Genomic DNA, 23,376 nt, shown 5'->3' on the forward strand with positions numbered 1-23,376 from the left:
TCCCGACGCGGAACCGGACCGAGCCGCTGCCCGGCGGCCCGCCTGCCGCGACCCTACTGCACGGGTCTGAACGTGGTACATGAACGTGAACGCCCGAGGCCGGTCCCGCACCGTCGGGGTCCGTCCCCCCGCCACGGGCCTCCGTCACCCCGCCGCCGGGGCCGGGCCGCCGGGGCCGGGCCGCGCCAGGCGCAGCGGACGCCGCCCGGCGTCCCGCACAGCGCCCCTGATCGGGCGCGCCTCAGCGGTACAGCGCGTCCACCTCGCCCGCGTACGCCGTCTCGATCGCCTTCCGCCTCAGCTTCAGCGACGGCGTCAGCAATCCGTGCTCCTCGCTGAACGGATGCGCCAGTATCCGGAACGTGCGAATGGACTCGGCCTGGGACACCAGGGCGTTGGCGGCCACCACCGCCCGCCGTACCTCCCGCTCCAGGTCCGGGTCGCGCACCAGGTCCACCGGCTTCATCGGCGGCCGGTCCCGCATCATGAGCCAGTGCTCCACGGCTTCCCGGTCCACCGTGACCAGCGCCGCGATGTAGGGGCGGTCGTTGCCGACGACCAGGCACTGGGCCACCAGCGGATGCGCCCGTACCCGCTCCTCCAGCCCGACCGGGGACACCGTCTTGCCGCCCGACGTCACCAGGACCTCCTTCTTCCGGCCGGTGATGGTCAGATAGCCGTCCTCGTCCAGCACCCCCAGATCCCCGGTGGCCAGCCAGCCGTTCCTGAGGACGGCCCTGGTCGCCTCGGGGTCGTTGAGATAGCCGGAGAACACCTGCGGACCGTGCAGCCAGACCTCGCCGTCCTCGGCGATGCGCACCGTCGTCCCGGGGATCGGCTGCCCGACCGTGCCGTACCTGGTGCGCTCCGGGGGATTGGCGGTGACCGCGGCGGAGGACTCCGTCAGCCCGAAGCCCTCGAAGATCGTGATACCGGCGCCCGCGAAGAACAGCCCGAGCCCGCGGTCCATGGCCGAACCGCCTGACATCGCGTGCCGCAACCGGCCGCCCACCGCCTCGCGGACCCTCGCGTAGACGGCCTTCTCGAAGAACTGGTGCTGCAGGCGCAGACCCGCCGACGGGCCGGGGCCGAGACCGAACGCCCGGTCCTCCACGGCCTCGGCGTACCGCACCGCCACATCGACGGCCCTGTCGAACACCCCGGCCTTCCCCGCGGCCTCCGCCGTGCGCCGGGCGGCGCTGAGGACCTTCTCGAAGACGTCCGGGACGGCCAGGACGAAGGTCGGACGGAACGAGGCGAGACCGGACATCAGGGCGCCGGCCTCGAGCAGCGGCTGGTGGCCCAGCTTGACCCGGCCCAGGATCGCGGCGACCTCCACCATCCGGCCGAAGACGTGCGCGAGCGGCAGGAAGAGCAGCGTCGCCGCCTCGTCTCCCGGCCCGGAACGGAACACGGGCTCCCAGCGGCCGACGAGTGTCCCGGCCTCGTACATGAAGTTGGCGTGGGTGATCACGCACCCTCGGGGGCGGCCGGTGGTGCCCGAGGTGTAGACCACCGTGGCGACACACTCCGGGGTCACGGCCCTGCGGTGGCGGTGCACCACCTCGTCGTCGATGTGCGCGCCCGCGGCGACGAGGTCGCCGACCGCCCCCTTGTCGAGCTGCCACAGCCGCTTCAGGCGCGGAAGCCGGTCGATGACCGAGCCGACCGTCATGGCGTGGTCCTCGTGTTCGACCACACAGGCCGAGACCTCCGCGTCCTGCAGCAGCCACAGCACCTGCTCCGCGGATGAGGTGGGGTAGACGGGTACGGACTGGGCGCCCACCGCCCACAGGGCGAAGTCGACGAGCGTCCACTCGTACCGGGTACGGCACATGATCGCGACGCGGTCGCCGAACCGCACGCCCCCCGCGAGCAGCCCCTTGGCGAGCGCGAGCACCTCGTCACGGAACGCGGCGGACGTCACATCACGCCATTCGCCGTCGTCGCCCTTCCGGCTGAGAGCAACCCGGTCCGGGTCGGTCCGGGCGTGGTCGAACACCGCATCCGCCAGCCCGCCGACAGGGGGTGCCGTCGCCAAGGGGGGAACCGTGAAATCACGCAATGACCTGCTCCTTGTGGCGCTCCGCACAGCGCCGGTGACGGTACCCCACCAGGCGTTCGTACGGGAGAGTCCCGAGCAGCCCGGCATATTCCGCGTCCACCCCGGCCGGGCGACGGATTCGGCCAAACCCGGTGCGGTGGGCATGGCCCCGACCGGGGAGTGAGCGGTACTCGGCGAATCCGCCCCGACTCCGTACGCGGTGAGCACGCCCCGGTCCGCCGTCTGTGTCCGGTTCGGAGTCTTGCGGATGTCCGCGGACGGCGACGGGGTGTTCCGGCTCGGTGCTCGGTGCTCGGTGCTCGGTGCTCGGTGCTCGGTGCTCGGTGCTCGGTGCCTGTGCCGGTGGCCGGTGCCGGTGCCGGTGGTGGCCGGTGGCGCTGGCGGGTGCCGGGCGTTCGGGGCCGGGGCCGGGCTGTCACACCTCCGAGCGGAGGGCGATCCGTTCCTCACCCGCGTACACGTTCATGTCCGGGCCCCGGAGGAAACCGACCAGCGTCAGCCCGCTCTCGGCCGCGAGGTCGACGGCCAGCGAGGACGGTGCGGAAACCGCCGCGAGCACCGGGATCCCCGCCATCACCGCCTTCTGCGCCAGCTCGAACGACGCCCGCCCCGACACCAGCAGGATCACCCGCGACAGCGGCAGCAGGTCCTCGCGCACCGCGCGGCCGATCAGCTTGTCCACGGCGTTGTGCCGGCCGACGTCCTCCCGTACGTCGAGCAGCTCGCCCTTCTCCGAGAAGAGCGCCGCGGCGTGCAGGCCCCCGGTGCGGTCGAAGACCCGCTGCGCGGCGCGCAGCCGGTCGGGGAGGCCGGAGAGCAGTCCGGGCCCGATCCGGACGGGGGGCGCGTCGGCGACGGGGAAGCGGGTGCTGGTGCGTACCGCGTCGAGACTGGCCTTGCCGCACAGTCCGCACGACGACGTGGTGTAGACGTTGCGCTCGAGCGTGATGTCGGGGACCGGGACGCCGGGCGCGAGCCGCACGTCGACGACGTTGTAGGTGTTGGTGCCGTCGTCCCGGGCGCCGGCGCAGTACACGATCGACCGCAGCTCCGACGCCGAGCCGACGACCCCCTCGCTGACCAGGAAACCCGCCGCGAGCGCGAAGTCGTCGCCCGGCGTCCGCATGGTGATCGCCAGCGGACGGCCGTTCAGCCGGATCTCCAGCGGCTCCTCGGCGACCAGGGTGTCCGGCCTGGCGGTGGCCGCTCCGTCCCTGATCCGGATGGTGCGGCGGCGCTCGGTGACGCGTCCCATGGTGATCAGCCCCGACTGTGTGCGTGGGAACGTGCGCGGTAGCGCGCACCGCCTCGGGCAGGTGCGGCGAGGCGTGCTCGACGATGTCATTGTCCTGCACGGTCCGCCGAGTCCCGGCACGGTCCGCCGAGTCCTGCACGGTCCGCCGCGCGCTGCACCCGTCCGGCGCGAGCGGTGGCCGCCGGTGCCGTCCCGATGCCGCGCCCCGCCGGGACGAGGTCCGCAGCCGACGCGCCCGGTCGGGACGAGGTCCGCAGCCGACGCGCCCGGTCGGGACGAGGTCCGCAGCCGACGCATTCCCGCCGGGATCGGCCTCGGTCTCCGCACGGGCGGGCGCGAGCAGGGGCGCCGACGAGGCTCCACCCAACCGGCCCGTAGGCGCCGACTGGGTGGAGCCTCCAACACGAGCGGGTGAATCCTGTGGGTTCGGCTGCCCTCGTGCCCGCCCGCCGCTGACCAGACTGGATGGTTCCTGACCTCGACACGAAGGGGGTGCCCGGGCAATGACCGGCACTCGTATCGCCGCGCTCGGGCACCATCGGCCCGCCCGGGTACTCACCAACGACGAGTTGGCGCGGATCGTCGACACCAGCGACGAATGGATCACCAGCAGGGTCGGCATCCGCACGCGTCATATCGCGGGCCCCGACGAACCGGTGGACGAACTGGCCGCCCACGCCGCCGGCAAGGCCCTGGCCGCGGCCGGACTCACCTCCGGCGACATCGACCTCGTCCTCGTCGCCACCTCCACCGCGACCGACCGCTCCCCGAACACCGCGGCCCGGGTGGCCGCCCGGCTCGGGATGGCCTCCCCGGCGGTCATGGACCTCAACGTCGTCTGCGCGGGCTTCACCCACGCTCTCGCCACCGCCGACCACGCGATCCGGGCCGGCTCCGCAGTCCGCGCACTCGTCATCGGCGCCGACAAGATGTCCGCCGTCACCGACTGGACCGACCGCACCACCTGCGTCCTGGTCGGCGACGGGGCCGGAGCCGCGGTCGTCGAGGCGTGCGACGAACGCGACGCGGGAATCGGCCCGGTGCTGTGGGGGTCGGTCCCGGAGATGGGGCACGCGGTGAGGATCGAGGGCACCCCGCCCCGGTTCGCGCAGGAGGGCCAGTCCGTCTACCGCTGGGCGACCACCCGGCTCCCGTCCATCGCGCGCGGGGTCTGCGAACGGGCGTCGGTCGCGCCCGAGGACCTCGCGGCCGTGGTGCTGCACCAGGCGAACCTTCGGATCATCGAGCCCGTCGCGGAACGGATCGGTGCGGTGAACGCCGTAGTGGCCCGTGACGTCGTGGAGTCCGGGAACACGTCGGCTGCCTCGATTCCCATGGCCCTGTCCCGTCTCGTCGAACGCGGCGAGGTGGCGTCCGGAGCGCCCGTGCTCCTCTTCGGATTCGGCGGCAACCTGTCGTATGCGGGGCAGGTCATCCGCTGCCCCTGATTGACGCTGACAGATGACATCTGACACTTTCTGTCACCTGTCACCTGTCACCTGTCACCTGTCACCTGTCACCTGTCACCTGTCCGCGGTCGGCCGTAAGCGCTCGGTCGTCGGTGTCCGGTCGTCGGTGTCCGGTGGTCAGTGTTCAGTCGTCGGTGTCTTCAGTGTCCGGTCGTCTTCGGACTGCGCACCACTGAAGAGCCGCCGACGCCCCCAGAGTGCAGCATCTTGCCCTTGGCCCTTGGCCCTTGGCCCTTGGCCCTTGGCCCTTGGCCCTTGGCCCCTGAACCCTGGCCCCGTATCCCATCCCCCACCCCGACCCCGCTCCCTGGACCCCCGCACCGGTGGGGCCCCTGGCCCCAGGCCTCAGGGGCCCGCCGGTGCGGGGTACCCGCGATCCTCGTCCCGCGCCGGCTGCTGGCCCCGGCCGACCCCGGGTGGTGAGACCGGGCGTACGGGGGAGCCCGCACGCCGGTGCGGCGCGGCCCGTGTTCCGGCGCCCGCGCCCGCGTACGCCGCCGGGCGTCCTGACCGTGCTCACACGCCCACCCGTTCCCAGCGCTGGAATCGGGTGGGCGTGCCGTTCCCAGCGCCGCCGTTCCCAGCGCCGCCCTTCCCCGAGCGTCCGCTCCCCGCGCTGTCGCGTCTGCCGCCCCCTGCCGACGCCGTTGTGCGCGGCCCGTCCGCGTTTCGCGGCCGGAGGTGCGCACTACCCGGGCTCTGCCGCATCCTTGTCTATGTGACCTGGCACGGCGCGGCCAGGCCCGGCGCGCGCACGGAGCGCGGGTCGCAGCGCGAGACGAGCGGTGGCGCGGTCCACCCCCTGGACGAGCTCGGACTGGTGCTCGCCGAGGCCGCGGTCCATTCGATCGGCGCGGTAGGGGGCCATGCCGGCGGGGTGTATCTGCGGTCGGGAACGTCGGGTCTGCTGCGCCTGGCCGTGGCCGTCGGGCTGCCTGCCGAACTGATGCGCCCGTGGTGGCGAATGCACGTCAACAGGCCCTTCCCGGTGGCGGAGTGCTACCGCCGCTCCCAGGTCATCCACCTCGCCGACGGCGAGGAGGCCATGCAGCGCTTTCCTCAGCTCATGGCAGGTCTGCCGTTCTCCCTGAGTTCCCTCTACGCACCGGTCACCAGCGGTGAAGAGCGCTTCGGTGTCCTCGCGGCCCTGCGCCCCGCCACCTGCGGACAACCGGTCGCCGAGGCCGACCAGGCGCGCTTCGGCGACGCGGGAAGCCGGCTCGCCGTCGCCCTCGGCGAACTCCACCACGACGGGACCCCCATCCGCTGGGACGGGGAGCCCTTCGCCGTCCAGGTCCCCGATTCGAACGCGCGCCCCGTGCGCATCGGCGTGTTCGACTGGGACCTCGGAAGCGGAGCGCTGAGCGCCGACGAGGAGCTCTGCACCATCCTCGGCGCCGACCCCGCCGACTTCCCCGGCACCATCGAAGCGCTCACCGCCCATGTCGCGCCCGAGGACGCCTACCAGCTGTACGCCGTGGCCAGGGAGGCAGGCCGGACCGGCCGGGCCGTCGCGCGCAGGCTCCGGATCCGCCGGGACGGCGCCCCGCCGTTTCTGGTGGAACTGACCGGCCGTCCGGTCCGCTCGTCCCGCGGCATCGGGACGCGCCGCGTCTCCGGGTCGGTCGTCGACCTCGGCTCCGGAGTGGTCTTCGGGGAGGCCGGTGACCGGCTTCCCGACGGGCTCTTCTCCCTCGACCTCTCCTGCCGCATCACCTACGTCAACCACAGCGCGGCGGAACTGATCGGGACGCCCCGCGACCTGCTCGTCGGCCGGGTGCTGTGGGAGGCCGTGCCCTGGCTCGACCGCGCCGGCTACTGGGACCAGTACCGTGCGGCCCTGCTCGCGCGCACCCCCGTCCGGTTCCGGGCCGACCGCGAGAAGGACGACTGGGTCACCGTCTCCCTCTTCCCGGGCCGGGAGGGGGTGACGGGGACGGTCGCCGCGGCCGAACACCCCGACCACGCACCGGGCCCGATCAGCTTCCCCGGCGCCGCACCGGGCACCTTCGCCTCGGCCACCGACCGTTCCAGTGCCCTGTACCGGCCGGTCGCCCTCGCCATCGCCCTCACGGAGGCCGTCACCGCGCGCCAGGTCTCGGAGGTCGTCACCGAGGAGCTGCTGCCCGCGTTCGGCGGCCGGCAGCTGGCCATCTACGTCCTCCACGAACGCCATCTCCATCTCGCCTGGGAGACCGGCTTCCCGGCGGGATTCCTCGCGCCGTTCGAGGGGGTAGGGCTCGACGCGCGTATCCCCGGCGTGGAGACCCTGACCACAGGCCGCCCCATCTTCTTCGAGTCGATGGACATGCTCGCCGCGGCCTATCCCGGGCTCGCGATCGACGCATCCGTCGGCGCCCGCGCCTTCCTGCCGCTGATAGCCTCCGGCCGGCCCGTCGGCTCCTGCATCCTGGGCTTCGACCACCCGCGGGGATTCGCCCCCGAGGAGCGCACCGTCCTCACCGCCCTCGCCGGGCTCATCGCGCAGGCCCTCGAACGCGCCCAGCGCTACGACAGCGAGTTCGCGCTCGCCCGGGGCCTCCAGGACGCGCTGCTGCCGCACCGGCTGCCCGTCGTCGGGGACGTGGAGACCGTCGGCCGCTATCTCCCGGGCACCCAGGGCTTGGACGTGGGCGGCGACTGGTACGACGTCATCGAGACGGACCGCGGCCTCGCCCTCGTCATCGGCGACGTCCAGGGGCACGGGGTGCCCGCCGCCGCCATCATGGGCCAGCTGCGCAGCGCGGTAAGGGCGTTCGCCCTCGCCGACCGCGAACCCGACGAGGTGATGAGCGGCACCAACCGGCTTCTCATCGACCTCGACCCGGCGCAGTTCGCCACCTGCTGCTACGTACTGCTCGACCCGGACAGCGGCACCGCCCAGGCCGTGCGCGCCGGACATCCCCAGCCGCTGCTTCGCAGGCCCGACGGCACGACGGAGGTGCTCGACCTGTCCGGCGGGCTGATGCTCGGAGTCGCCTCGCAGGAGCACTATCCGGTCTCCGAACTCGCCCTCGAGCCCGGCGCGGTGCTGGCCCTCTTCACCGACGGGCTGATCGAGGAGGCGGGTTCCGACATCGACGCCGGAGTCGAGAGGCTGCGTGCCGCCCTCGCCGCGGTCGGCGGCATCACGATCGCCGAGACCGCAGACCGGCTGATCCGGGAGGCGCGCCAGGCCACGGACCGGCCGGACGACATCGCCCTGCTGCTCACCGCCCGCTGGTCGGGCCCGGGGGCCGACCGTGCCCTGGCGGGCCCGGGCCGGTGGTGACCGCGGTGCCGCGGCTCCGCGGCCGGTGTCGCCACGGGTCGCGGGGGTCTGCCACCCGGCCGCAGACCCCCGCCCGGCCACTGCGCCGACCCCCGCCCCGGCCGCAGTCCTCGCCCGGGCCCGGTTCCGGACCGCATGCCCCGGCCCCCGGGCTCGGACGGGGCGGGTTCGGCCGTCGCGGGGCGAGACCGGGCGGGCCGTGGCGTGCGGGCGGGCGGAGGACGGGGCACCCTGGTCCTGGGGCTGCCTACCGCCCGGCCAGGGGCCGCGGAGGAAGGGAAGCTGCGATGTTCGCGAGACTGAGCAGGTACGAGGGGTCGCCGGTGCCGCCCGAGGGCGATCTGTCCGCGCACGCGGAGACGATCGTCCAGCAGGTCCGGGGACTTCCCGGCTTCCTCGGGGTGTACTGGCTCGTCGACCGGGCCACGGGGAAGGCCGTCTCGCTGACCCTGTGGGAGGACGAGGAGACCATGAGGGCGAGCGAGGAGAATGCCGACCGGATCCGCGTGGACACGGCCCGCAGGGAGGGCCAGCGGATCGTCTCCGTCGATCGCTACGAAGTGGGCTTCGGCCACGTGGAGACCTGACGGCGGTACGACCCGCCGGCGTCCATCAGGTGCGACCGCTCGTGCTGTCGCGCGATGGCGGCCCCAACTCCGGTGCCCGGCTCGGCGACCGGGCGGACGGGTCCCGCTCCGGGCTCGCGGTCGGTACAGACCGGCTGCCCGGGACCGGACCGGTCGCCGGCCCGGCCGCCTCCCGAGTGGGCCGCCGCTCCCACGACAGCCGGCTCGCCCCCACACCGCTCCTTCCCGGCGTCGGCCCTTGCGCTTCCCGGGCGTCGGCATCGGCGCCGCCTCCGCGGACGTCGCCGTCACCGGCGCCGGACCGGGGGTTCTCCGCCACCGCGACCACCCGATGGCGTCCGCGAGGGACGGTCGCCGTGTTCGAGCAGGTCCTCGCCATGGCCGCCGAACTGCGAAAGCCCACTTCAGCGGCGCGGCGCTCGCCCGCGACGCGGAGGAGGCGGCCCGCACCCGGACGGTCACCCGAACTCGCCGCGCTGCTGGAGGCGTCGGGCAGGCTCACCGCCGCCGAGCTGCCTACGCCGAGTCGCCTACGCCGAGTCGCCTACGCCGACGTCACCGCCCGCGACCTGATCCGCGAGGGCCCCACGGCGTCGGCCGGGACCTCGCCGCCCCGGCCGGCTTCCGCAACTCCGGCATGCCGGTGATCGGTGGCGTCACCGGCCCCGGCCCGTCCCGTACGCCGGCGTCCGCACCCGGGTCTCCCGGCGGTCGCTGCCGCCTGCCACCGGCGACCTCCCCGTCACGCCGGGTGAACTCGGCCCCGCCGCCGGGGTGATCGGTGGGACCCTGCACCTGAGCGACCACCCGTTCTCCCGGCCCGATCCGCCAGGCCCGATCCGCCAGGCCCGATCCGTCCGGCCTGGTCCTCACCGGACCCTCCGGCCCGACGGCGGCGGACGAGCCACCCGGCGCGGTGAAGCACCGCCGGCGCTGCCCTCGTGCCGGTCAGCCGATGCCCTGGCGGTCGGGCCGCAGCGCGAACGCGCGCTCGGCCGCCTCGGGCAGTGCCCGCTCCACGGCCTGTACCAGGAGTTCCCGGTGCCGTACCAGTGGTGTGCGCCGGTCGTCGGGCACCAGCCGCAGCAGGTCGTCGATGCCCGCCAGCATGCGCCGGGACACCTGCGGGCTCGCCGGGGCGCATCTGCGGATCTCGGTGAGGCCGAGGTCGACCAGGTCGGTCCAGCCGGGGACGTCCTGCACCAGGCGAACCGCGCCGTTGCGGTCCCGGTGGTGCACCGCGCCCAGCGGGCGTGCGGCGACGGCGGCGAGGAACTCCACGATCCGGTCGAGGCACTGCACGGCGGTGGTGGGGTCGTTGACGGCGGGCGAGAGCGCACGCAGCGCGATGTCGGACAGCTGCCGCAGCCCGAACCCCAGGTCCTGATGGAAGGTGCGCTCGATCCCGATCGACACGCTGTACCGCAGCGCCGACCGTGCGGGCACGCGCGATCCGTGCACCGCCAGCACGGGTGTCCCGGGCACCACATGGTCACCGATCCGGGGGATGAGCCGCAGCACCACACCGTTCCGCCGCGCGACGCGCACCAGCCGCGCGATGTGCACGTCCCGGAGGACTCCGGCGTCTCCCTGGTGGCTCGTCCGGGCGATCTCGGGCGCGAGCGGCACCTCGTCGGGCCCCTGGTCCGGCATCCTCGCCAGACCCCCGAGGGACTCCTTGTTGATCCGCTCGACGACCGGCCCGATCTTCATCAGTTGCAGGGTCTGCGTGACGTACGCGATGAACAGCACCAGGCTGAGCCCGACCATGACGACGGTCAGCGCGCTCTGCACGAGCGGTACGGTCGTCACGTCACGGGGGTCCGCCTCACTGTCGTACGAGGTGAGGACCAGCAGCGACAGCAGGAACGTCGCCAGGAACACCGAGAAGGTGAGCTTGCTGATCCTGCTGCGGATGAAGATCCGCACGATACGGGGTGTGAGGTTCCCGGCGGCCATCTGGACGGCGACCAGCGAGATGCTGAAGACGACACCGATGAAGGTCATCATCGCCGCGCTGACGGTGGTGATGATCGTGCGGGTGTCCTCGGCGATGCCCATGAGGTCGCGGATGCCCTGGACGTCCCCGCTCTGCCGCAGGGTCTCCACGATCGCAGCGTCGACGCTGTCGGCGGCGAACCAGAGCAGGCAGACGAGCACCAGGGCCGCGGTGGGCGCGAACCAGAAGGTGTCGCGCAGATGCTCCCGCAGCGGCGAGAGCGCGCGCGGCCTGCGATGGCGAAGTTCACGGCGCACGCCGCGAGGCTAGCCGACCGGCAACCCTTCGCACCCGCACGGTCGCTTTCCGTGTTCCGGGTGTGGGCGGGCGTCATGAGCCGTCCGCGGGGGTCCGCGGGGGCCCGCGCCCACCTCGGACCGCACTGACCACGGAAAACGCGGTTCAGGGGACTCTCGATCCCCTGGTAGAGTTGTCCATGTCGCCGCGGGCAGGGCCCCGAGGTCGACGCAACACCTGGTCCGGGTGGCGGAATGGCAGACGCGCTAGCTTGAGGTGCTAGTGCCCTTTATCGGGCGTGGGGGTTCAAGTCCCCCCTCGGACACTCGCTATGTCGGTACGGATGCGAGGACCTCGACCTTACGGTCGCGGCCCTCGTTTCGTGTTCGTAGGTGATCGTGATGCCGAGGGCTTCGACGCGCCGTCGTGGATGCGCAGCGCCACCTGGTCGCGGTGGAGGACGTCGAGCACGTCGAGGATGTGCCCGGTGCCGCGTACGAGGTGGAACATCTCGGAGATGTGCACGGTGTCGCGCGTACGCCAGCAGCTCGCCGAACTTTGGCCGCTGAAGGGGGTGGAGGCGGCTGGAGGTGCCCGGGTTCTCCTCGAACACGACCGGGTCTTCGATCCCGGCCTCGTCCAGGACGAGGTTCTGCCGGTCGGTCGACTGCTGGTCGGTCGAGACCCGCTTGTAGACCAGGTTCGCCACCGAGGGCCCCTTCCGTGCGGAGGATCGGACCCTATCTATCGTCAAACGCTGTCAGCAATCGCCATCGGATCTGATTGGATTCGAGCCGCCACGAACCCCTGGGTTGCATGGGTTCATTGGACGCGTCGGCCGCCTGTCGTCAAACGATCGTTTGACGACAGGCGTAGCCGGCTCGGAGGGAAGAGACGGTGCGGGCAGTGTTACCCCTCCGTGCGGAACACGCAGCTCAGGGCGCCGTCGAGGGAGGCCAGAGCGGGGGCGCTGCTGGTTTCCACGTCGTGCATGTCGCGGACATCCGACCAGGTGTGGCCGTCGAAGGCGGTGTGCATGAGCTTTCCCCACGGCCCTGTGCCGCCGGAGGAGGCGATGCAGTGGAGCCTGTCGTCGTGCACGGTCAGGGCTGGACCGCCCCAAAACCCCTGGGCGATCGGGGTGTGGTACGACCAGGAGGACCCGTCGAAAGTCCAGTGCTCCAGCCGTTCGTGGTCCGAACTGTGCGTGACGTAGTGGAGCTTGCCGCGGAATGCGGCCGCCGCCGCCGGCTCCCCGTCCAGGGAGAAGAGGCGGAGATAGCTCCAGGTGGTGCCGTCGAACGTGGTGTACACCTTCTCCTGCCGGTTGTTTTGGCCGAAGCAGTAGAGACGGTTGTCGAAGACGGCCAAGGCGAGGGGGCTTTGACTATGCAAGTTCAGATCCATGGGAACCCGGGTGAACGCGTTCCAGGTGTCGCCGTCGAGCGTCGTGTAAGCCAGGTGGGGGCGGCCGTCCCCGGTCATGGCCGCGGTGACGCAGTGGAGCCTTTCGTTGAAGACAGCCAGGACTGGATGGCGGGTGGACAAATCGGCTGTGGGGATCAGAGAGGGGGGTCCCCAGGTGGTGCCGTCGAACCGCATGTGCATCAGGTCACTGGTGGTGAAGTCCCGGGCGACGCAGTGGAGGCTGTCGCCGACGGCCGCCAGCGTCGGCCCATTCGTTGCCTGTAGGAACGGGCTTAGGCTGGTTGAGTGGCCCCAGTTCCTGCCGTCGGTGGTGGTGGCCATCCGCAGGGTGCGGTTCGGGGGTGTGGGAGGCGGGGGAGGCGGGAGTTGCGGCTGCTCGCCCGTGTACTTGATGTCGAGGGCGAAGTGGCCCTGGCCCGTGGACCTGGCGTTGTAGTCCATTCGCAGTAGGCGATCGGACCTGGTGTACAGCGATAGCAGGTCCTTGGGGCCGAAGACGAAGGCGTGGGTGAGTCCCTTGTCGTCGTCGTTGCGCCACGCCTCCCAGAACGTGGCGAGGAATTTGATCGACAGTGTGACGTAGTCGTAGAGCTTCGGTGTGGGGACCAGGTCCACCCACCAGGGGAGATCGTCGAGGATCTTGGCGGCGTCCTTCAGGGCGTTGCCCAGCGCGTCGTACCACTCCTTGGTGGAGTCGTCCGCTTCCCACATGGTGATCGCCACCGACCCGCAGCCGGAGAGCTGGGTGGAGAAGAAGGCCCTGTTGCCGGTGGCGTGGTCACCGGGGATCCGGTAGTAGCCGCCGTCTTCGACGCCCTTGTTCTCCGCGGTGCGGGTGGTGTGCTCGTAGGTCGCGGCTTTGGACACGGCCGTGAAGTAGATCTCGTCGTCGCCGCCCCACTGGTCTCCCCACGCCTCGTGGCACTTGAACGCGCCCCACTCCAGAACGGCCCGGAAGGGAGGGGCCGTCGGGGTGTCGGCGAAGTGGTCGCGGTCTTCGCTGCTCGCGAAGCCGGTGACGCCGAATCCTGCTTCGGCCATCGCGGCGGTGAACTCCGGGGTGTGCAAGTCCTCGCTGTCGGCGAGGCGGGCCCGGTCCACCACGGCCACGTTCGGCAGGGCCATGATCTGCGGGTGCAACTCCTCCATCGCGGCCCAGAACGCCTCCCGGTCGAAACCGTCCTGCAGGCTGCGGGACACCACCGACTGAGGCACCAGCGCCACCAGATCACCCGTACCGACCTGCTCGCGGTACAGGCGCCCGACCGCGCGGACCTCCTCCCCGCTCAGAACCTCCTCCAGCGGCGCCAGGAGCGAGCGTTCCAGTTCGGTCAGCTCCAGGCCCTGCTCCGCCCGGGCCGCCGCGTGCAGCCACACCCCCGTCAGCAGATTCACCTCCCCGCTGCGGCGCAGCGCCTGCCCCCGGACTCCGAGGCTGTCCGCTCCGGACAGCAGAGCCCGCCACCGCTCCAACCGGTCGCTGCTGGAATTCGCTTCGCGCATGCCACCTGCCTTCGTCAGCCGTCTGTATGGCACAGGCATACAGTCCGACACCGAAACAGTAGGGCCGCACATCACGCGCAACTTGCGCATTGCTCAGAAATGCCGGAAATGTTCGCACATCGGTTCGCCGGCAGCGGCCCGACCTCCCAGCAGGACAGCCTTCGGGCCACGCACCCAATCCGCCTTTTCGGTGGGCTCGTTACCGCCCGGAAGGGGGTGAGCGATGACGTCGGACCTGGCCCGGGCACCGAACTCACGTCCAGGGGTGCGGACCTGACCGCGACGGCGGTGCCGCGGGGATGCCGCGGGACGCCGCCGTCCTGGAACAGCCCCAGACCCTGGCCGTCGGGCCTCACCTGCGGTGCCGGTCATGCTCGCGGGGGATGAACTCGGCGGGGCGTACCGCGGCGAGGCCGACCTTCACGACGATCCTGCCGGCGCGGACGTCCTTGGTCATGGCGGGCACCCTGACCGATCTGGGTGAAGTGGGCCTCCTCCGGCTTCGCGTCCTCGCACAAAGGGCCGACTGCGAGAAGGAACCGCCGGGCCACCTTGGCCACCGTCGAGCGGCTCGCAGCGGTCGAGGAGTTGGCGGTGTACTGCCGCAGTGGTGCTGACTTCGGGGTGCAGTCCTGGCCGCGCCGTGGGGTTACGCCTTGGTCGAGCAGGTCTCGGGGGGCTCCGGTTCGGTGCTGGCGGAGCCGGCCGGCGGCCTGTCCCGCCCTTCGCGGCGTGCGGCGGGGGTGTGCTCGGCGGCATGCCGGGCGACCCCGTTGGCTGTACGAGAACGTCCGGCGTCGGGAGAGCAGGGCTGGGGCCGGGACAAGCGTGTCTGCGTGCCGCCATGACGAGCGCCGGGACGGCAACCGGCGCGTGCTCGGGGGGTTGCAGGCGCACGATCGTGTGACGGTGGCCGATCTTCCGGAGCGTCGTCTTCCGGAGGCCTAGATTCACTCCCATGACGCTCCCGCCTCCTGGGGGGCGTTCCGCCCGAGATTGCAAGGAGTCACATGGGTTACGGGTTTCCGATCGCCAAGTTCTTCCGCATCGTCAACCGGCAGACCGGGGTGTGCCTGTCTGCCGCGTCCGGAGGTAGAACCTATGTCGATGCAAGTCACCTGGCAGGGGGAGTCTCCTACAGTCACACCAACGACCAACACCTGGCCGTCGGCCCGGTCAAGGGAGCCAGGGGGGAGGTCTGGTTCCTCGACGACAGGGCGAGGGGCTCGTTCGTTGAAGCCTCGTGCCTGGTCAACGCCAACAAGGACATCCGCACCGCGTACACCCTCCACGCCGGGCCCCGGGACGAGAGCACCATCACCTACGGCCCGGACGAGCTGGGCCTGATCGGCTGGGGCCAGAAGGGCCAGACCCAATGGGTGGCCGGAGACGGAAGGATCTGGCCGGAGCCACGCAGCGACAAGTTCATCACCGTGCTCTGGGACGGCCGCAAGCACGGGATCGGCCTCGCAGACCACGCAGACGAAAACCAGCACTGGACCTTTCAAGAAGTAGAACTCCCCGGCGAATCCGTCCCCACCGAGAGGCTGGGAATCTACGAGCAGTCCCCTCCCGGCACCGACCTGAGCAAGTGGCGGAAGCGCATGTAGCGGCTCGACACGGCCGGCAGGCCCGGACCAAGGGCTGCTGCGCCCCCCTGCTTGAGACAACCAGAGTGCCTTTGAAGAGGCCCTTGCCGGACGGCGCCCCGAGCAGAGTGCACTCTGCTACCAGTCAGGACCATTTGCGGTGGCCGCGCCTGCCTCCCTTGCACATGGCTAGCAGATGGGCACCCGGTCCGCCTACCTGCCGCACGCCCCGCCGCGTTCAGGTGGCTGGGCGAAGGGCTACCGGTACCTGCGGGCCGCCGAGGCCAAGGGCAACAAGGGCGGACGCCGTCCCGCCGCGGCGGCCGACAAGACCGACGACGTCCGCACCGCCTACCTGGAGGGCCGCTCCATCGCCGCCCTCGCCCGCGACCACCGGGTCAGCCGCGGCGCGATCCGCACGGCCGTCGCCGACCTCCTGCCCGAGCACACCGCCGTCGTCCCCGGCGCCCCGGCTCCGGAGCTGCCGGTCGTCCTGGACATGCCGGGCAAGGGCGCCGACTTCCTCCACGCGGCCTGAGTGCCGCAGCTTCGGGCGGGTGGGTCAGAGCCCGTCCCGCCCGAGGTCCGCGACGAACCCGGCCCATGCGCCCAGTGCGAACGCGAGCTGCGGACCGGTGCCCCGCTCCTTGGAGTCCCGTACGCGGACGACGGTCCCGTCGGCGGCGACCTCCAGACATTCGCCGCCCTCGTTGCCGCTGTAGCTGCTCTTGAACCACACAAGTCGCGCAGGTTCCGCAGTGTTCATCGCTCCCCCAGCAAGTTCTTGATCAGGGATAGGGACTCGCGCATGGTGAGCGCTTGTCCCCTGATGCTGCCGTACCGTGCGGCCAGGATACGGACTTCCTCCGGGTCCGTGATCAACCGGCTGGAGTTCTGTGCCTCGGTGTATCCCAACTGTGCCTTGCCCTTGGGCGTGAGGAGCACGAACGCACCGCCCATCCCCGCGTGCTCGCTGCGGTCGGTCGGCATCACTTGCAGCTCCACATTGCGCAGACGCCCGCGTTCGAGTAGCTGCTCCAGCTGCTCCTCGTGGACTTCTTGCCCGCCGAGAGGACGTCGCAACACGGTCTCCTCGATGACGGCGCTGATCATGGGCGGAGGCCAACTGGTAAGGATCTGCTGACGGCCCATCCGAGAGATCACCCGATGCTCGATCGTCTCCTCATCCAGCAGCGGCTTGCGCATCTCGTAGAGGGCACGGGTCCGCCGCTCGGTTTGCAACAGCCCGGGAATGTCGTGGTTGTTGTAGAAGCTGACCTCAACCGCATCCCCCTCCAACCGCGCGTAGTCCCGAAACCACTCCGGATGCCGCACCCTCCTCCGCGCCCGCGCCCGCTGCACGTCCTCCGCGGCCGCGGCCAGCAGCCCCCCGCAGTCCAGCAGCTCATCGACCGCGAGCAGCAGTTCGGGTTGCGGGGTCCGCCGCCCCCGCTCCACGGACGAGATGGTCTCCTCCCCGTACCCGAGCCGGTCGCCCAGCTCCTTCTGGCTCATCCCGGCCCGTACCCGCGCGACCTTGATCTGCCGCCCGAGCGCCCGGAACAGGTCGGCCACCTCGTCCGTGCCGTCCGCCTCGCCGCCGGTGGGAACCCCCGAGCCGCCCGCCTGTGCCACCATCCCGTACCACCGCCCACTTTCGTCGTACCAGGGGCGAACCGCCGAACGCCCGGCCAGGTCACGGCCGTACACCCGGACATCCCGCCCTCCGCACCGGGACAGTCGCCCGCCGTACCGCCCCACGTCCTCCACACGGTAGAACCACTCCGTCACCCTCGGTGACGTGATCCAGCAAACCGTCACCGCCACCGGTGAACCGACCGCCACCATCCACCACTTCCGTCTCACGTTCCCCACCAGCAGGCGCGGCGCCCACACCGCCCGCCACGCCGCCGAACGCTGGCTCGCCGACCAGCGGGACTGCCCGGAGGTCGCGGCCGGAGACGAGGACGCGGCCACGGCCTCCCTCCTGATCGCGGAACTCACCGCGAACGCCGCCCTGCACGGCCGCGTACGGGGCCGCCACGCCCGCCTCGCCCTGACCCTCACGGCCGGCACCCTGCGCATCGAGGTCACGGACGCCCGGGGTGACCGCCTGCCCGAACCGGCATCAGAAAGAAGCGGCGACGGAGACGGCGACCGCGATGGGGATGGCGACGGGGACGACGAGTCCGGGCGCGGCCTGCTCCTCGTCGCCTCGCTCGCCGATGCCTGGGGCTGCGAGCCCCACCATCCCGGCGGCAAGACGGTCTGGGCAGAGTGCGGCCGGCGTGAACCCGCCCTCAAGGGGGGCGCGTGAGCCCAACTGTGCATCCACGTGCGATCCTCCAGGTTGGCTGAGCGAGCGGGATGGTCGGGCGTGGAAGTACCACCGCACGCACGTCATCGGTGACCGCTTTGGCGGTGAGTGGCGCGCCGGCAACCTCTTCACCGGGTTTCGGGAAATGAATGATCCGGGCATGAAGCGCTGCGAGAATCGGATGGCCAACGCCTTGGCGAGTCAACTGCGTGCTGTATTCGGCCCAGCCGCAGTATGGTAATGGGCGAAATAGTATCCCGACCAGTATCACAATGACTGCGACGACTCCGAATGGTGTGTTGTCCCAAGGCGTCGTTGTGAACAATCGAGCCGGAAGGCAGGTGACCTGTTGAGTCTGTCACTACTGGAGCGCACGTTGCCCGGACTCCTTGAGCACAGAATGCCCGTTCGCAGGTCAATTGACTGGGCCCGGATCGAGCGCGACTCGGGTACGCGGTTGCCGACCGACTTCGTCGAACTCTCCGAGGCCTATGCGCCCCTGAGCGCGCGGCGCCCGGATCTCGCGCGGACGGCCGAACCGGTGGCCGGGCACGGCCCGGGGCGGGAGCGGGGGCACGGAAAGACCCGGGCGTTCCGGCAGCACGAGTCGTACCTTTCGCGCGGGTTGTGCCCACGGCCGATGAGGACGCTCGGGTACCTGCGGAGCAGCTCCCGGTCTACGCGGGGGAAGCGAGCGCTGGCGACCGTCCAGCACCCCTCGCGGCCGTCCCGTCTGAACGAACGGTCGCTTCCGATCCAGCCGGAGCGATTCCGCTCGTGCTCCCACATCGTGTGAGCCGGGAACCGGACACTGAACCACCCATTGGCGGGCAAGCCGATGGCAGGCAGCTGCTCGCCCCGACAATTGGGTGACCACGCAGGGGGCTTGAGGTACTCGGACTTCCCACGCCGGTCATGCCTGAGGCCCGTGCCCCGCCCGCAACCCGCCGACCGCGTCGAGGTGAGGGGGCTACGGCTGGGTGACGACCGGCGCGGCGAAGTTGCCGGTGCCGTTGCCCGCGTAGGTGTAGAAGGTGTCGGCGTTGCGCAGGGCGAGGAGGTCGGCCTTGCCGTCGCCGTTGAAGTCGCCGCCGGCGATCAGGCGGGTGGTCGTCCAGCCGCCGCCGACGCGGACGGCGCTGTTGAAGCCGTTCTGCCCGTTGTTGTAGTACGCGTACAGGGTGCCGTTGTCGTGGACGGCGACCGCGTCGGCCTTGCCGTCGCCGTTGAAGTCGCCGCCGGCGATCAGCCGGATGCCGGTCCAGCCGGTACCCGCGACGATCCCGCTGCCGACCTTGCCGTCGCCGGTGCCGGGGTAGATGTAGAGGGTGCCGTTGGTGTGGACGGCGAGCAGATCGGTCTTGTTGTCACCGGTGAAGTTGCCGGAGGTGAGCAGCCGCATACCGTTCCAACCGGTACCAGCGGTGACGGTGGTGGCGAAGTTGCCCTTGCCGTTGCCGGGGTAGGTCAGCAGCACACCGTTGTCGCGGACGGCGACGAGGTCGGTGTTGCCGTCGCCGACGAAGTTGCCGGTGGTGATGACGCGGGTGGTCTCCCACTGCACGCCGATCTGGTCGCGGCCGGTGAAGCCGCCCTTGCCGTCGCCGGGATGGGCGTAGAGCTTGCCGTCGGTCTTGTCGATCGCGAGGGCGTCGCTCCTTCCGTCGCCGGAGAAGTCACCGGAGGCGATCTGGCGGGTCCAGGCGCGGTTGGCGATGGCGCTGATCCACTCGCCGAGGTCGTCGGTGCGTACCGCCTCGGCGTTGGTGCGGGTCTCGGTCTCGGGTGTGCCCAGGCATCCGCCCTGCCATGAGCGGGTGGCCAGGCCCACGAGTTCCGGACCGTTGTCGGTTTCGCGCAGCAGAGGGCCGCCGGTGTCGCCCTGGCAGATCGAGTCGGCGGTGGTCTTGCCGGAGATGGCCAGGGTGGTGGCGTCGGTGCCGTTGACCTTGAAGGCGGCGGTGTGCGGCTGGTCCGGTACCCATTCGGTCTTGGTGCGGCCGGTCCCGGCGAAGGTAGCCTCGTCACCGGCGGCCATCGGAGTGTCGGCCAGGTTGACGGTGGGGATGCCGGCGGGGGTGTAGGTGGCGAGGCGGGCCATGACCACGTCGCGGCTTTGCGCGGGGACGAGTTCGGCGACTTCACCGGTATAGGCGGTGACCGTGTCCGGGGCGGTGCCCCTGACGGTGACGGTGGTCTTCTGCTCGGGCTTGCCCGCCGTGACCCCGGTCGTGTCGTCGGCGAAGCAGGACGCGGCGGTGATGACCCATTCACGTGAGATGAGGGCGGCCGAGCAGCCGCGCACCGGGTCGCCGTCGCCGATGAGGACCCGGGCGGTGAACGCGTAGTCGGCGGTGGCTTCAGGGCCGCTGGCCGCGGTCGCGGAGGTGGGGAGGACGAGGCCGGCGGCGGCTGCGGTCGCGGCGACGCCGGCGATCCAAGTGGTGTGAGCACGTCGAGACGACAATGGTTCTTCCTTGTCGGGCTGGCGGCGGTGATGGGTTGGTTCGGCGGGGTCCGGACGACGACCGGGGCGCCGGAGGCGCCCTTGCGGTTGCCGGGCGGGTGCAGGCGCCGCCGCCGATGTGGGCGGTGGTCGGATCGGCCTCGCCGCCGTTGCCGCCGCCGTTGCCGGCGGCCGGGCGCGCGGTGTGCCAGCCGCCGCTGATCTGGGTGACGCCGTTGATCGTGCCGTCGCCCTTGCCGGTGTACAGGTGGCGGCCCGGCTTTCCACCGGTGCGGTTTCCGGCTCCTCCGGCGTCCTCGCAGGCACCCCGCTTCATGGCCCCCCGCCTGTGAAACAGATGAAGCAGAATGTGAAGGAACGTTACATCTATGTGCTGCGCCACGCCAACGTGACGGTCGCGCTCGATGCGCGCATCGCCGGTGGCCCTGCCGTCCCCGCTGCTGATGGACCGTCTGATCCGGTGCGGAGCGGTGCGGTGCGGCGCGGTGCGACGACAGGATGTCCGTGCCCGAACGCGCCCGAACGCGCCGGAACGCGCCGAACGCGCGGGATGCCGCCCGGGAAGTACGCAGGAACGTCCCCAGAGGTCATGTGCGCAGTTCGAGAGGCCCTCTCGAACTGCGCGAGAAGCTGGTTGACGACGTGCCTGTCTACGCGGACGTATGGGGCGACGGGCAAGGGCGCGTCGTCCGGGCCCGGTTGTCGTCCTTCGGCGGTACGAAGGCCGTGGCGACGATGGCGCTGCCGGATTCCGGGACGCCGGTAACGGTCAGGGCCCGTCAGGCCGGCCGGGTCGTCCTCCTGACGGCGGCGAGGGCGTCCTGCCGCCCTGAGGCGGGTGGAGTGCGGCTCGGCGGTCCGCGGCGCGCCGTGACCGCCCCGTCAGTGTCCGATCCGGCGGGCCTCGACCAGCACCAGGCGTTCCGGGTCGAGGGTCGGCGCCTGTACGCCGAAGACGTCCAGCGCCCGGCCCGACAGTTCCACGCCGCCCGAGTCCCACCAGGCCAGCGGACCGGTCACCGGTCCCTGAAGTACGTCTCCCGGGGCCAGCGGAGCGACGGAGTAGTGGGCGTCCTCCGCCAGGCCGGGCAGGCGTACCCGTCCCGCCGGTGCCTGGACGCTCGTCGCGGTCTGCACCAGGGCGTATACGGCGTGCGACCGGTCGGGTGCGACCACGCCGTGCACCAGCAGGGCCGGGTCCGGATGGTCCGCGTGCACGACCGTCCCGGTGTGCAGCAGGGGCCGCAGCCGCTTGTGCGCGGCGATCCACTCGGCGAGCCGCCGCCGCTCCTCCGCGGAGGCGCGGGCGAGGTCCCACTCGATCCCCAGATGCCCGAAGAGGGCTGTGCCGGCGCGGAAGTCCAGCCCGTGGGCGCGCCCCGTGGTGTGGGTGACCGGGGGCCCCACATGCGCGCCCATCAGCTCCGGGGGCAGCAGCAGACCCGTCCAGCGCTGGATTCGCTGCCGTTCGAGCGCGTCGTTGCAGTCGCTCGTCCACACGCGGTCGGCGCGCTCCAGGATGCCCAGGTCGACGCGGGCGCCGCCCGAGGAGCAGGACTCGATCTCCAGCCCCGGACGGCGGCGGCGTAGTTCGTCCATCAGGGCGTAGACGGCGGTGGTCTGGGCGTGTACTCCCGCCGACCCCCGCGGACCGGCGCCGGCGTCGACGAGGTCGCGGTTGTGGTCCCACTTCAGATAGTCGATCGCGTACTCGCCGACCAGGGAGTCCAGCCGGTCCAGGACATGGGCGTACGCGTCCGGGTCCGCCAGGTTCAGCACCTGCTGGTGCCGTGCCTCCGGGGGCATCCGCCCGGCCGCGGAGAGGATCCACTCCGGATGGGCCCGGGCCAGGTCGGAGTCGGGGTTGACCATCTCCGGCTCCACCCAGAGGCCGAACTGCAAGCCCCGCGAGCGGACATGGCGCACCAGCGGGTGCAGCCCCTCCGGCCACACCTCCGGGTCGACCCACCAGTCGCCCAGTCCGGCCCGGTCGTCCCGGCGCCCGCGGAACCAGCCGTCGTCGAGGACGAACCGCTCGGCCCCCACCTCGGCCGCGGCGTCCGCGAGCGCGGTGAGCGCGGTCAGCTCGTGGCGGAAGTACACCGCCTCCCAGGTGTTGAGGGTGACCGGGCGGGGCGCGGCGGGATGGTGGGGCCGGGCCCGCAGATGGGTGTGGAAGCGGCCCGCCATCTCGTCGAGGCCGCTGCCGTACGAACCGAGGAGCCAGGGCGTCTCACAGGTGGCGCCCGGCTCCAGGACCATCTCGCCGGGGAGCAGCAGTTCGCCGCCCCCGAGGAGGGACACCCCGGAGTTGGTGCGCTCGGCGAAGCTGCGGTGGTTGCCGCTCCACGCGATGTGCAGCCCCCACACCTCGCCGCCGCGGAATCCGAAGCCCTGCTCGCCCGCGACGTGGACGAGCGTGGCGTCGAGGCCGGTGCGGCCCCGGCGGTTCTCCCGCAGGTGCGTGCCGAGCGTGAAGGCGTGCCGCTGCGGGGAGCGTTCGCGCAGATGGCGCCCGGTGAGGTCGAGGAGTTCCGTGGCCTGGGCCGGTACCGGCAGGGTGAGGTGCAGTGCGTCGACCGTGTAGGGGGTGTCCGCTTCGTTGGTGAGCGCCGCGCGCTGGCGGACGAGGCCGGAGGGGGTGAGTTCCAGCTCCAGCCGGAGGCCGAGTCGCGTCCGCGCGTCGTCGGCCCGCACGGTGAGCCTGCGCGGGGCGGGGGTGTCCAGTGCGCGGACGGTGAAGGCGGGGGAGAACCCGGCGCCCTCGCGGTGGCCCGACAGGCCCGGTGTGCCCAGCCAGCCGGCCGACTGCTCGGGCAGCACGGCGACGGGCACGGGCACGTCGGGGACGCTGGTCACCAGCTGGGCGAGGCCGGCCGCGGCGAGTGCGGCCAGGCCGTCCCCGCCGGATCCGGCGCCGGGGTGTTCCCCCAGGTCCGCCCCCCAGTGGAGGATCCGCGGCAGACGGGTCCCGGAGCAGTCGACGAGGAGGCTTGTCCCGGCGGCGCGGAAGTGCAGCAGCGAGGGCGGGCGGTCGGTGGTCATGTGCGGAGGACCTCGGGTGGGTGGGGGAGCCGGGCGGGCGGCGGGCGGCGGGCGGCGGGTGGCGGGCCGTGTACGGGAGCCGGGCGGGCGGGGAGCGGTGCGGGCGGGTCGGGCGGGATGTGCGGGCGGGAGTACGGGAGGAGC

Annotated in this window: 17 protein-coding genes, 1 tRNA gene and 2 pseudogenes; 10 read left to right on the plus strand and 10 right to left on the minus strand. The window is 71.8% G+C overall.

Annotated elements, in window-relative coordinates:
* Positions 1–241: 241 nt before the first annotated feature.
* Entirely contained in the window at positions 242–2,041 is a 1,800-nt protein-coding gene (locus tag DDQ41_RS27825) for an AMP-dependent synthetase/ligase (protein ID WP_109296930.1), read from the minus strand.
* 10 nt (positions 2,042–2,051) lie between these two features.
* Here DDQ41_RS27825 and DDQ41_RS31490 point away from each other — a divergent pair, with 10 nt between their 5' ends.
* On the plus strand, positions 2,052–2,228 hold the full coding sequence (locus DDQ41_RS31490) for a hypothetical protein (protein ID WP_162602749.1): 177 nt from the start codon (positions 2,052–2,054) through the stop codon (positions 2,226–2,228).
* Positions 2,229–2,480: 252 nt separating this feature from the next.
* On the opposite strand, the gene fdhD is transcribed toward DDQ41_RS31490, so the two are convergent.
* Positions 2,481–3,320: a formate dehydrogenase accessory sulfurtransferase FdhD gene (fdhD, locus tag DDQ41_RS27830; RefSeq protein WP_109296931.1), complete on the minus strand. Its 840-nt coding sequence runs from the start codon at positions 3,318–3,320 to the stop codon at positions 2,481–2,483.
* A 503-nt stretch (positions 3,321–3,823) separates the two neighbouring features.
* Here fdhD and DDQ41_RS27835 point away from each other — a divergent pair.
* The 4 genes and pseudogenes from DDQ41_RS27835 to DDQ41_RS27850 form a co-directional block, all read left to right on the plus strand.
* On the plus strand, positions 3,824–4,768 hold the full coding sequence (locus tag DDQ41_RS27835) for a beta-ketoacyl-ACP synthase III (protein WP_109296932.1): 945 nt from the start codon (positions 3,824–3,826) through the stop codon (positions 4,766–4,768).
* A 739-nt stretch (positions 4,769–5,507) separates the two neighbouring features.
* Positions 5,508–8,060, plus strand: a complete 2,553-nt coding sequence (locus tag DDQ41_RS27840) for a SpoIIE family protein phosphatase (protein ID WP_394342162.1) — start codon at positions 5,508–5,510, stop codon at positions 8,058–8,060.
* A 287-nt stretch (positions 8,061–8,347) separates the two neighbouring features.
* Complete coding sequence (locus DDQ41_RS27845) at positions 8,348–8,647, plus strand: antibiotic biosynthesis monooxygenase (RefSeq protein ID WP_109296933.1); 300 nt, start codon at positions 8,348–8,350, stop codon at positions 8,645–8,647.
* Positions 8,644–9,469 (plus strand): annotated as a pseudogene (locus DDQ41_RS27850) (hypothetical protein); the annotation flags it as partial. The gene DDQ41_RS27845 and the pseudogene DDQ41_RS27850, both read left to right, overlap by 4 nt.
* A gap of 126 nt (positions 9,470–9,595) precedes the next feature.
* Here DDQ41_RS27850 and DDQ41_RS27855 read toward each other — a convergent pair.
* Positions 9,596–10,903: a DUF2254 domain-containing protein gene (locus tag DDQ41_RS27855; RefSeq protein ID WP_109296934.1), complete on the minus strand. Its 1,308-nt coding sequence runs from the start codon at positions 10,901–10,903 to the stop codon at positions 9,596–9,598.
* Between the two features lie 220 nt (positions 10,904–11,123).
* On the opposite strand from DDQ41_RS27855, the gene DDQ41_RS27860 reads away from it, so the two are divergent.
* Positions 11,124–11,208: transfer RNA gene (locus tag DDQ41_RS27860), tRNA-Leu, on the plus strand.
* 35 nt (positions 11,209–11,243) lie between these two features.
* On the opposite strand, the gene DDQ41_RS32785 is transcribed toward DDQ41_RS27860, so the two are convergent.
* From DDQ41_RS32785 to DDQ41_RS27870, 3 genes and pseudogenes are all read right to left on the minus strand, one after another.
* Positions 11,244–11,408, minus strand: coding sequence for a hypothetical protein (locus tag DDQ41_RS32785; RefSeq protein WP_245991423.1), 165 nt, complete (start codon positions 11,406–11,408; stop codon positions 11,244–11,246).
* 58 nt (positions 11,409–11,466) lie between these two features.
* A pseudogene (locus tag DDQ41_RS32790) lies at positions 11,467–11,592 on the minus strand (recombinase family protein); the annotation flags it as partial.
* A gap of 200 nt (positions 11,593–11,792) precedes the next feature.
* Entirely contained in the window at positions 11,793–13,814 is a 2,022-nt protein-coding gene (locus DDQ41_RS27870) for a glycoside hydrolase (RefSeq protein ID WP_162602750.1), read from the minus strand.
* A 1,010-nt stretch (positions 13,815–14,824) separates the two neighbouring features.
* Between DDQ41_RS27870 and DDQ41_RS27875 the strand changes: the two genes are divergently transcribed.
* Together DDQ41_RS27875 and DDQ41_RS27880 are read left to right on the plus strand one after the other, a co-directional pair.
* Positions 14,825–15,424, plus strand: coding sequence for a hypothetical protein (locus DDQ41_RS27875; protein ID WP_109296936.1), 600 nt, complete (start codon positions 14,825–14,827; stop codon positions 15,422–15,424).
* Between the two features lie 175 nt (positions 15,425–15,599).
* The gene (locus DDQ41_RS27880; protein WP_245991410.1) at positions 15,600–15,941 is read left to right on the plus strand and encodes a hypothetical protein; all 342 of its coding nucleotides are present in this window, start codon (positions 15,600–15,602) and stop codon (positions 15,939–15,941) included.
* Positions 15,942–15,965: 24 nt separating this feature from the next.
* On the opposite strand, the gene DDQ41_RS27885 is transcribed toward DDQ41_RS27880, so the two are convergent.
* A complete protein-coding gene (locus DDQ41_RS27885) occupies positions 15,966–16,169 on the minus strand; it encodes a DUF397 domain-containing protein (protein WP_109296937.1) in 204 nt (67 codons plus the stop codon).
* On the minus strand, positions 16,166–17,041 hold the full coding sequence (locus DDQ41_RS27890; RefSeq protein ID WP_109297981.1) for a helix-turn-helix domain-containing protein: 876 nt from the start codon (positions 17,039–17,041) through the stop codon (positions 16,166–16,168). Before DDQ41_RS27890 ends, DDQ41_RS27885 begins: the two co-directional genes overlap by 4 nt.
* A 163-nt stretch (positions 17,042–17,204) precedes the next feature.
* Here DDQ41_RS27890 and DDQ41_RS27895 point away from each other — a divergent pair, with 163 nt between their 5' ends.
* Both DDQ41_RS27895 and DDQ41_RS33150 read left to right on the plus strand, forming a co-directional pair.
* Entirely contained in the window at positions 17,205–17,720 is a 516-nt protein-coding gene (locus DDQ41_RS27895; RefSeq protein WP_109296938.1) for an ATP-binding protein, read from the plus strand.
* On the plus strand, positions 17,629–17,961 hold the full coding sequence (locus DDQ41_RS33150; RefSeq protein ID WP_109296939.1) for a DNA/RNA non-specific endonuclease: 333 nt from the start codon (positions 17,629–17,631) through the stop codon (positions 17,959–17,961). Before DDQ41_RS27895 ends, DDQ41_RS33150 begins: the two co-directional genes overlap by 92 nt.
* Positions 17,962–18,690: 729 nt before the next feature.
* On the opposite strand, the gene DDQ41_RS27910 is transcribed toward DDQ41_RS33150, so the two are convergent.
* The gene (locus DDQ41_RS27910) at positions 18,691–20,187 is read right to left on the minus strand and encodes an FG-GAP-like repeat-containing protein (RefSeq protein WP_109296941.1); all 1,497 of its coding nucleotides are present in this window, start codon (positions 20,185–20,187) and stop codon (positions 18,691–18,693) included.
* Between the two features lie 882 nt (positions 20,188–21,069).
* Positions 21,070–23,232 carry an alpha-galactosidase gene (locus DDQ41_RS27915; protein ID WP_109296942.1) on the minus strand — a complete coding sequence of 721 codons (2,163 nt, stop codon included), beginning with the start codon at positions 23,230–23,232 and terminating at the stop codon, positions 21,070–21,072.
* Positions 23,233–23,376 lie beyond the last annotated feature (144 nt).

It is taken from the genome of Streptomyces spongiicola (assembly GCF_003122365.1).
Classification (GTDB): Bacteria; Actinomycetota; Actinomycetes; order Streptomycetales; family Streptomycetaceae; genus Streptomyces; species Streptomyces spongiicola.

What these genes read in the sequence shown, in the direction of transcription:
- fdhD (WP_109296931.1), bottom strand. Translation starts at nt 3,320, where the DNA reads ATGGGACGCGTCACCGAGCGCCGCCGCACCATCCGGATCAGGGACGGA.
- DDQ41_RS27835 (WP_109296932.1), top strand. Translation starts at nt 3,824, where the DNA reads ATGACCGGCACTCGTATCGCCGCGCTCGGGCACCATCGGCCCGCCCGG.
- DDQ41_RS27845 (WP_109296933.1), top strand. Translation starts at nt 8,348, where the DNA reads ATGTTCGCGAGACTGAGCAGGTACGAGGGGTCGCCGGTGCCGCCCGAG.
- DDQ41_RS27870 (WP_162602750.1), bottom strand. Translation starts at nt 13,814, where the DNA reads ATGCGCGAAGCGAATTCCAGCAGCGACCGGTTGGAGCGGTGGCGGGCT.
- DDQ41_RS27875 (WP_109296936.1), top strand. Translation starts at nt 14,825, where the DNA reads ATGGGTTACGGGTTTCCGATCGCCAAGTTCTTCCGCATCGTCAACCGG.
- DDQ41_RS27880 (WP_245991410.1), top strand. Translation starts at nt 15,600, where the DNA reads ATGGGCACCCGGTCCGCCTACCTGCCGCACGCCCCGCCGCGTTCAGGT.
- DDQ41_RS27885 (WP_109296937.1), bottom strand. Translation starts at nt 16,169, where the DNA reads ATGAACACTGCGGAACCTGCGCGACTTGTGTGGTTCAAGAGCAGCTAC.
- DDQ41_RS27890 (WP_109297981.1), bottom strand. Translation starts at nt 17,041, where the DNA reads ATGGTGGCACAGGCGGGCGGCTCGGGGGTTCCCACCGGCGGCGAGGCG.
- DDQ41_RS33150 (WP_109296939.1), top strand. Translation starts at nt 17,629, where the DNA reads ATGCCTGGGGCTGCGAGCCCCACCATCCCGGCGGCAAGACGGTCTGGG.
- DDQ41_RS27915 (WP_109296942.1), bottom strand. Translation starts at nt 23,232, where the DNA reads ATGACCACCGACCGCCCGCCCTCGCTGCTGCACTTCCGCGCCGCCGGG.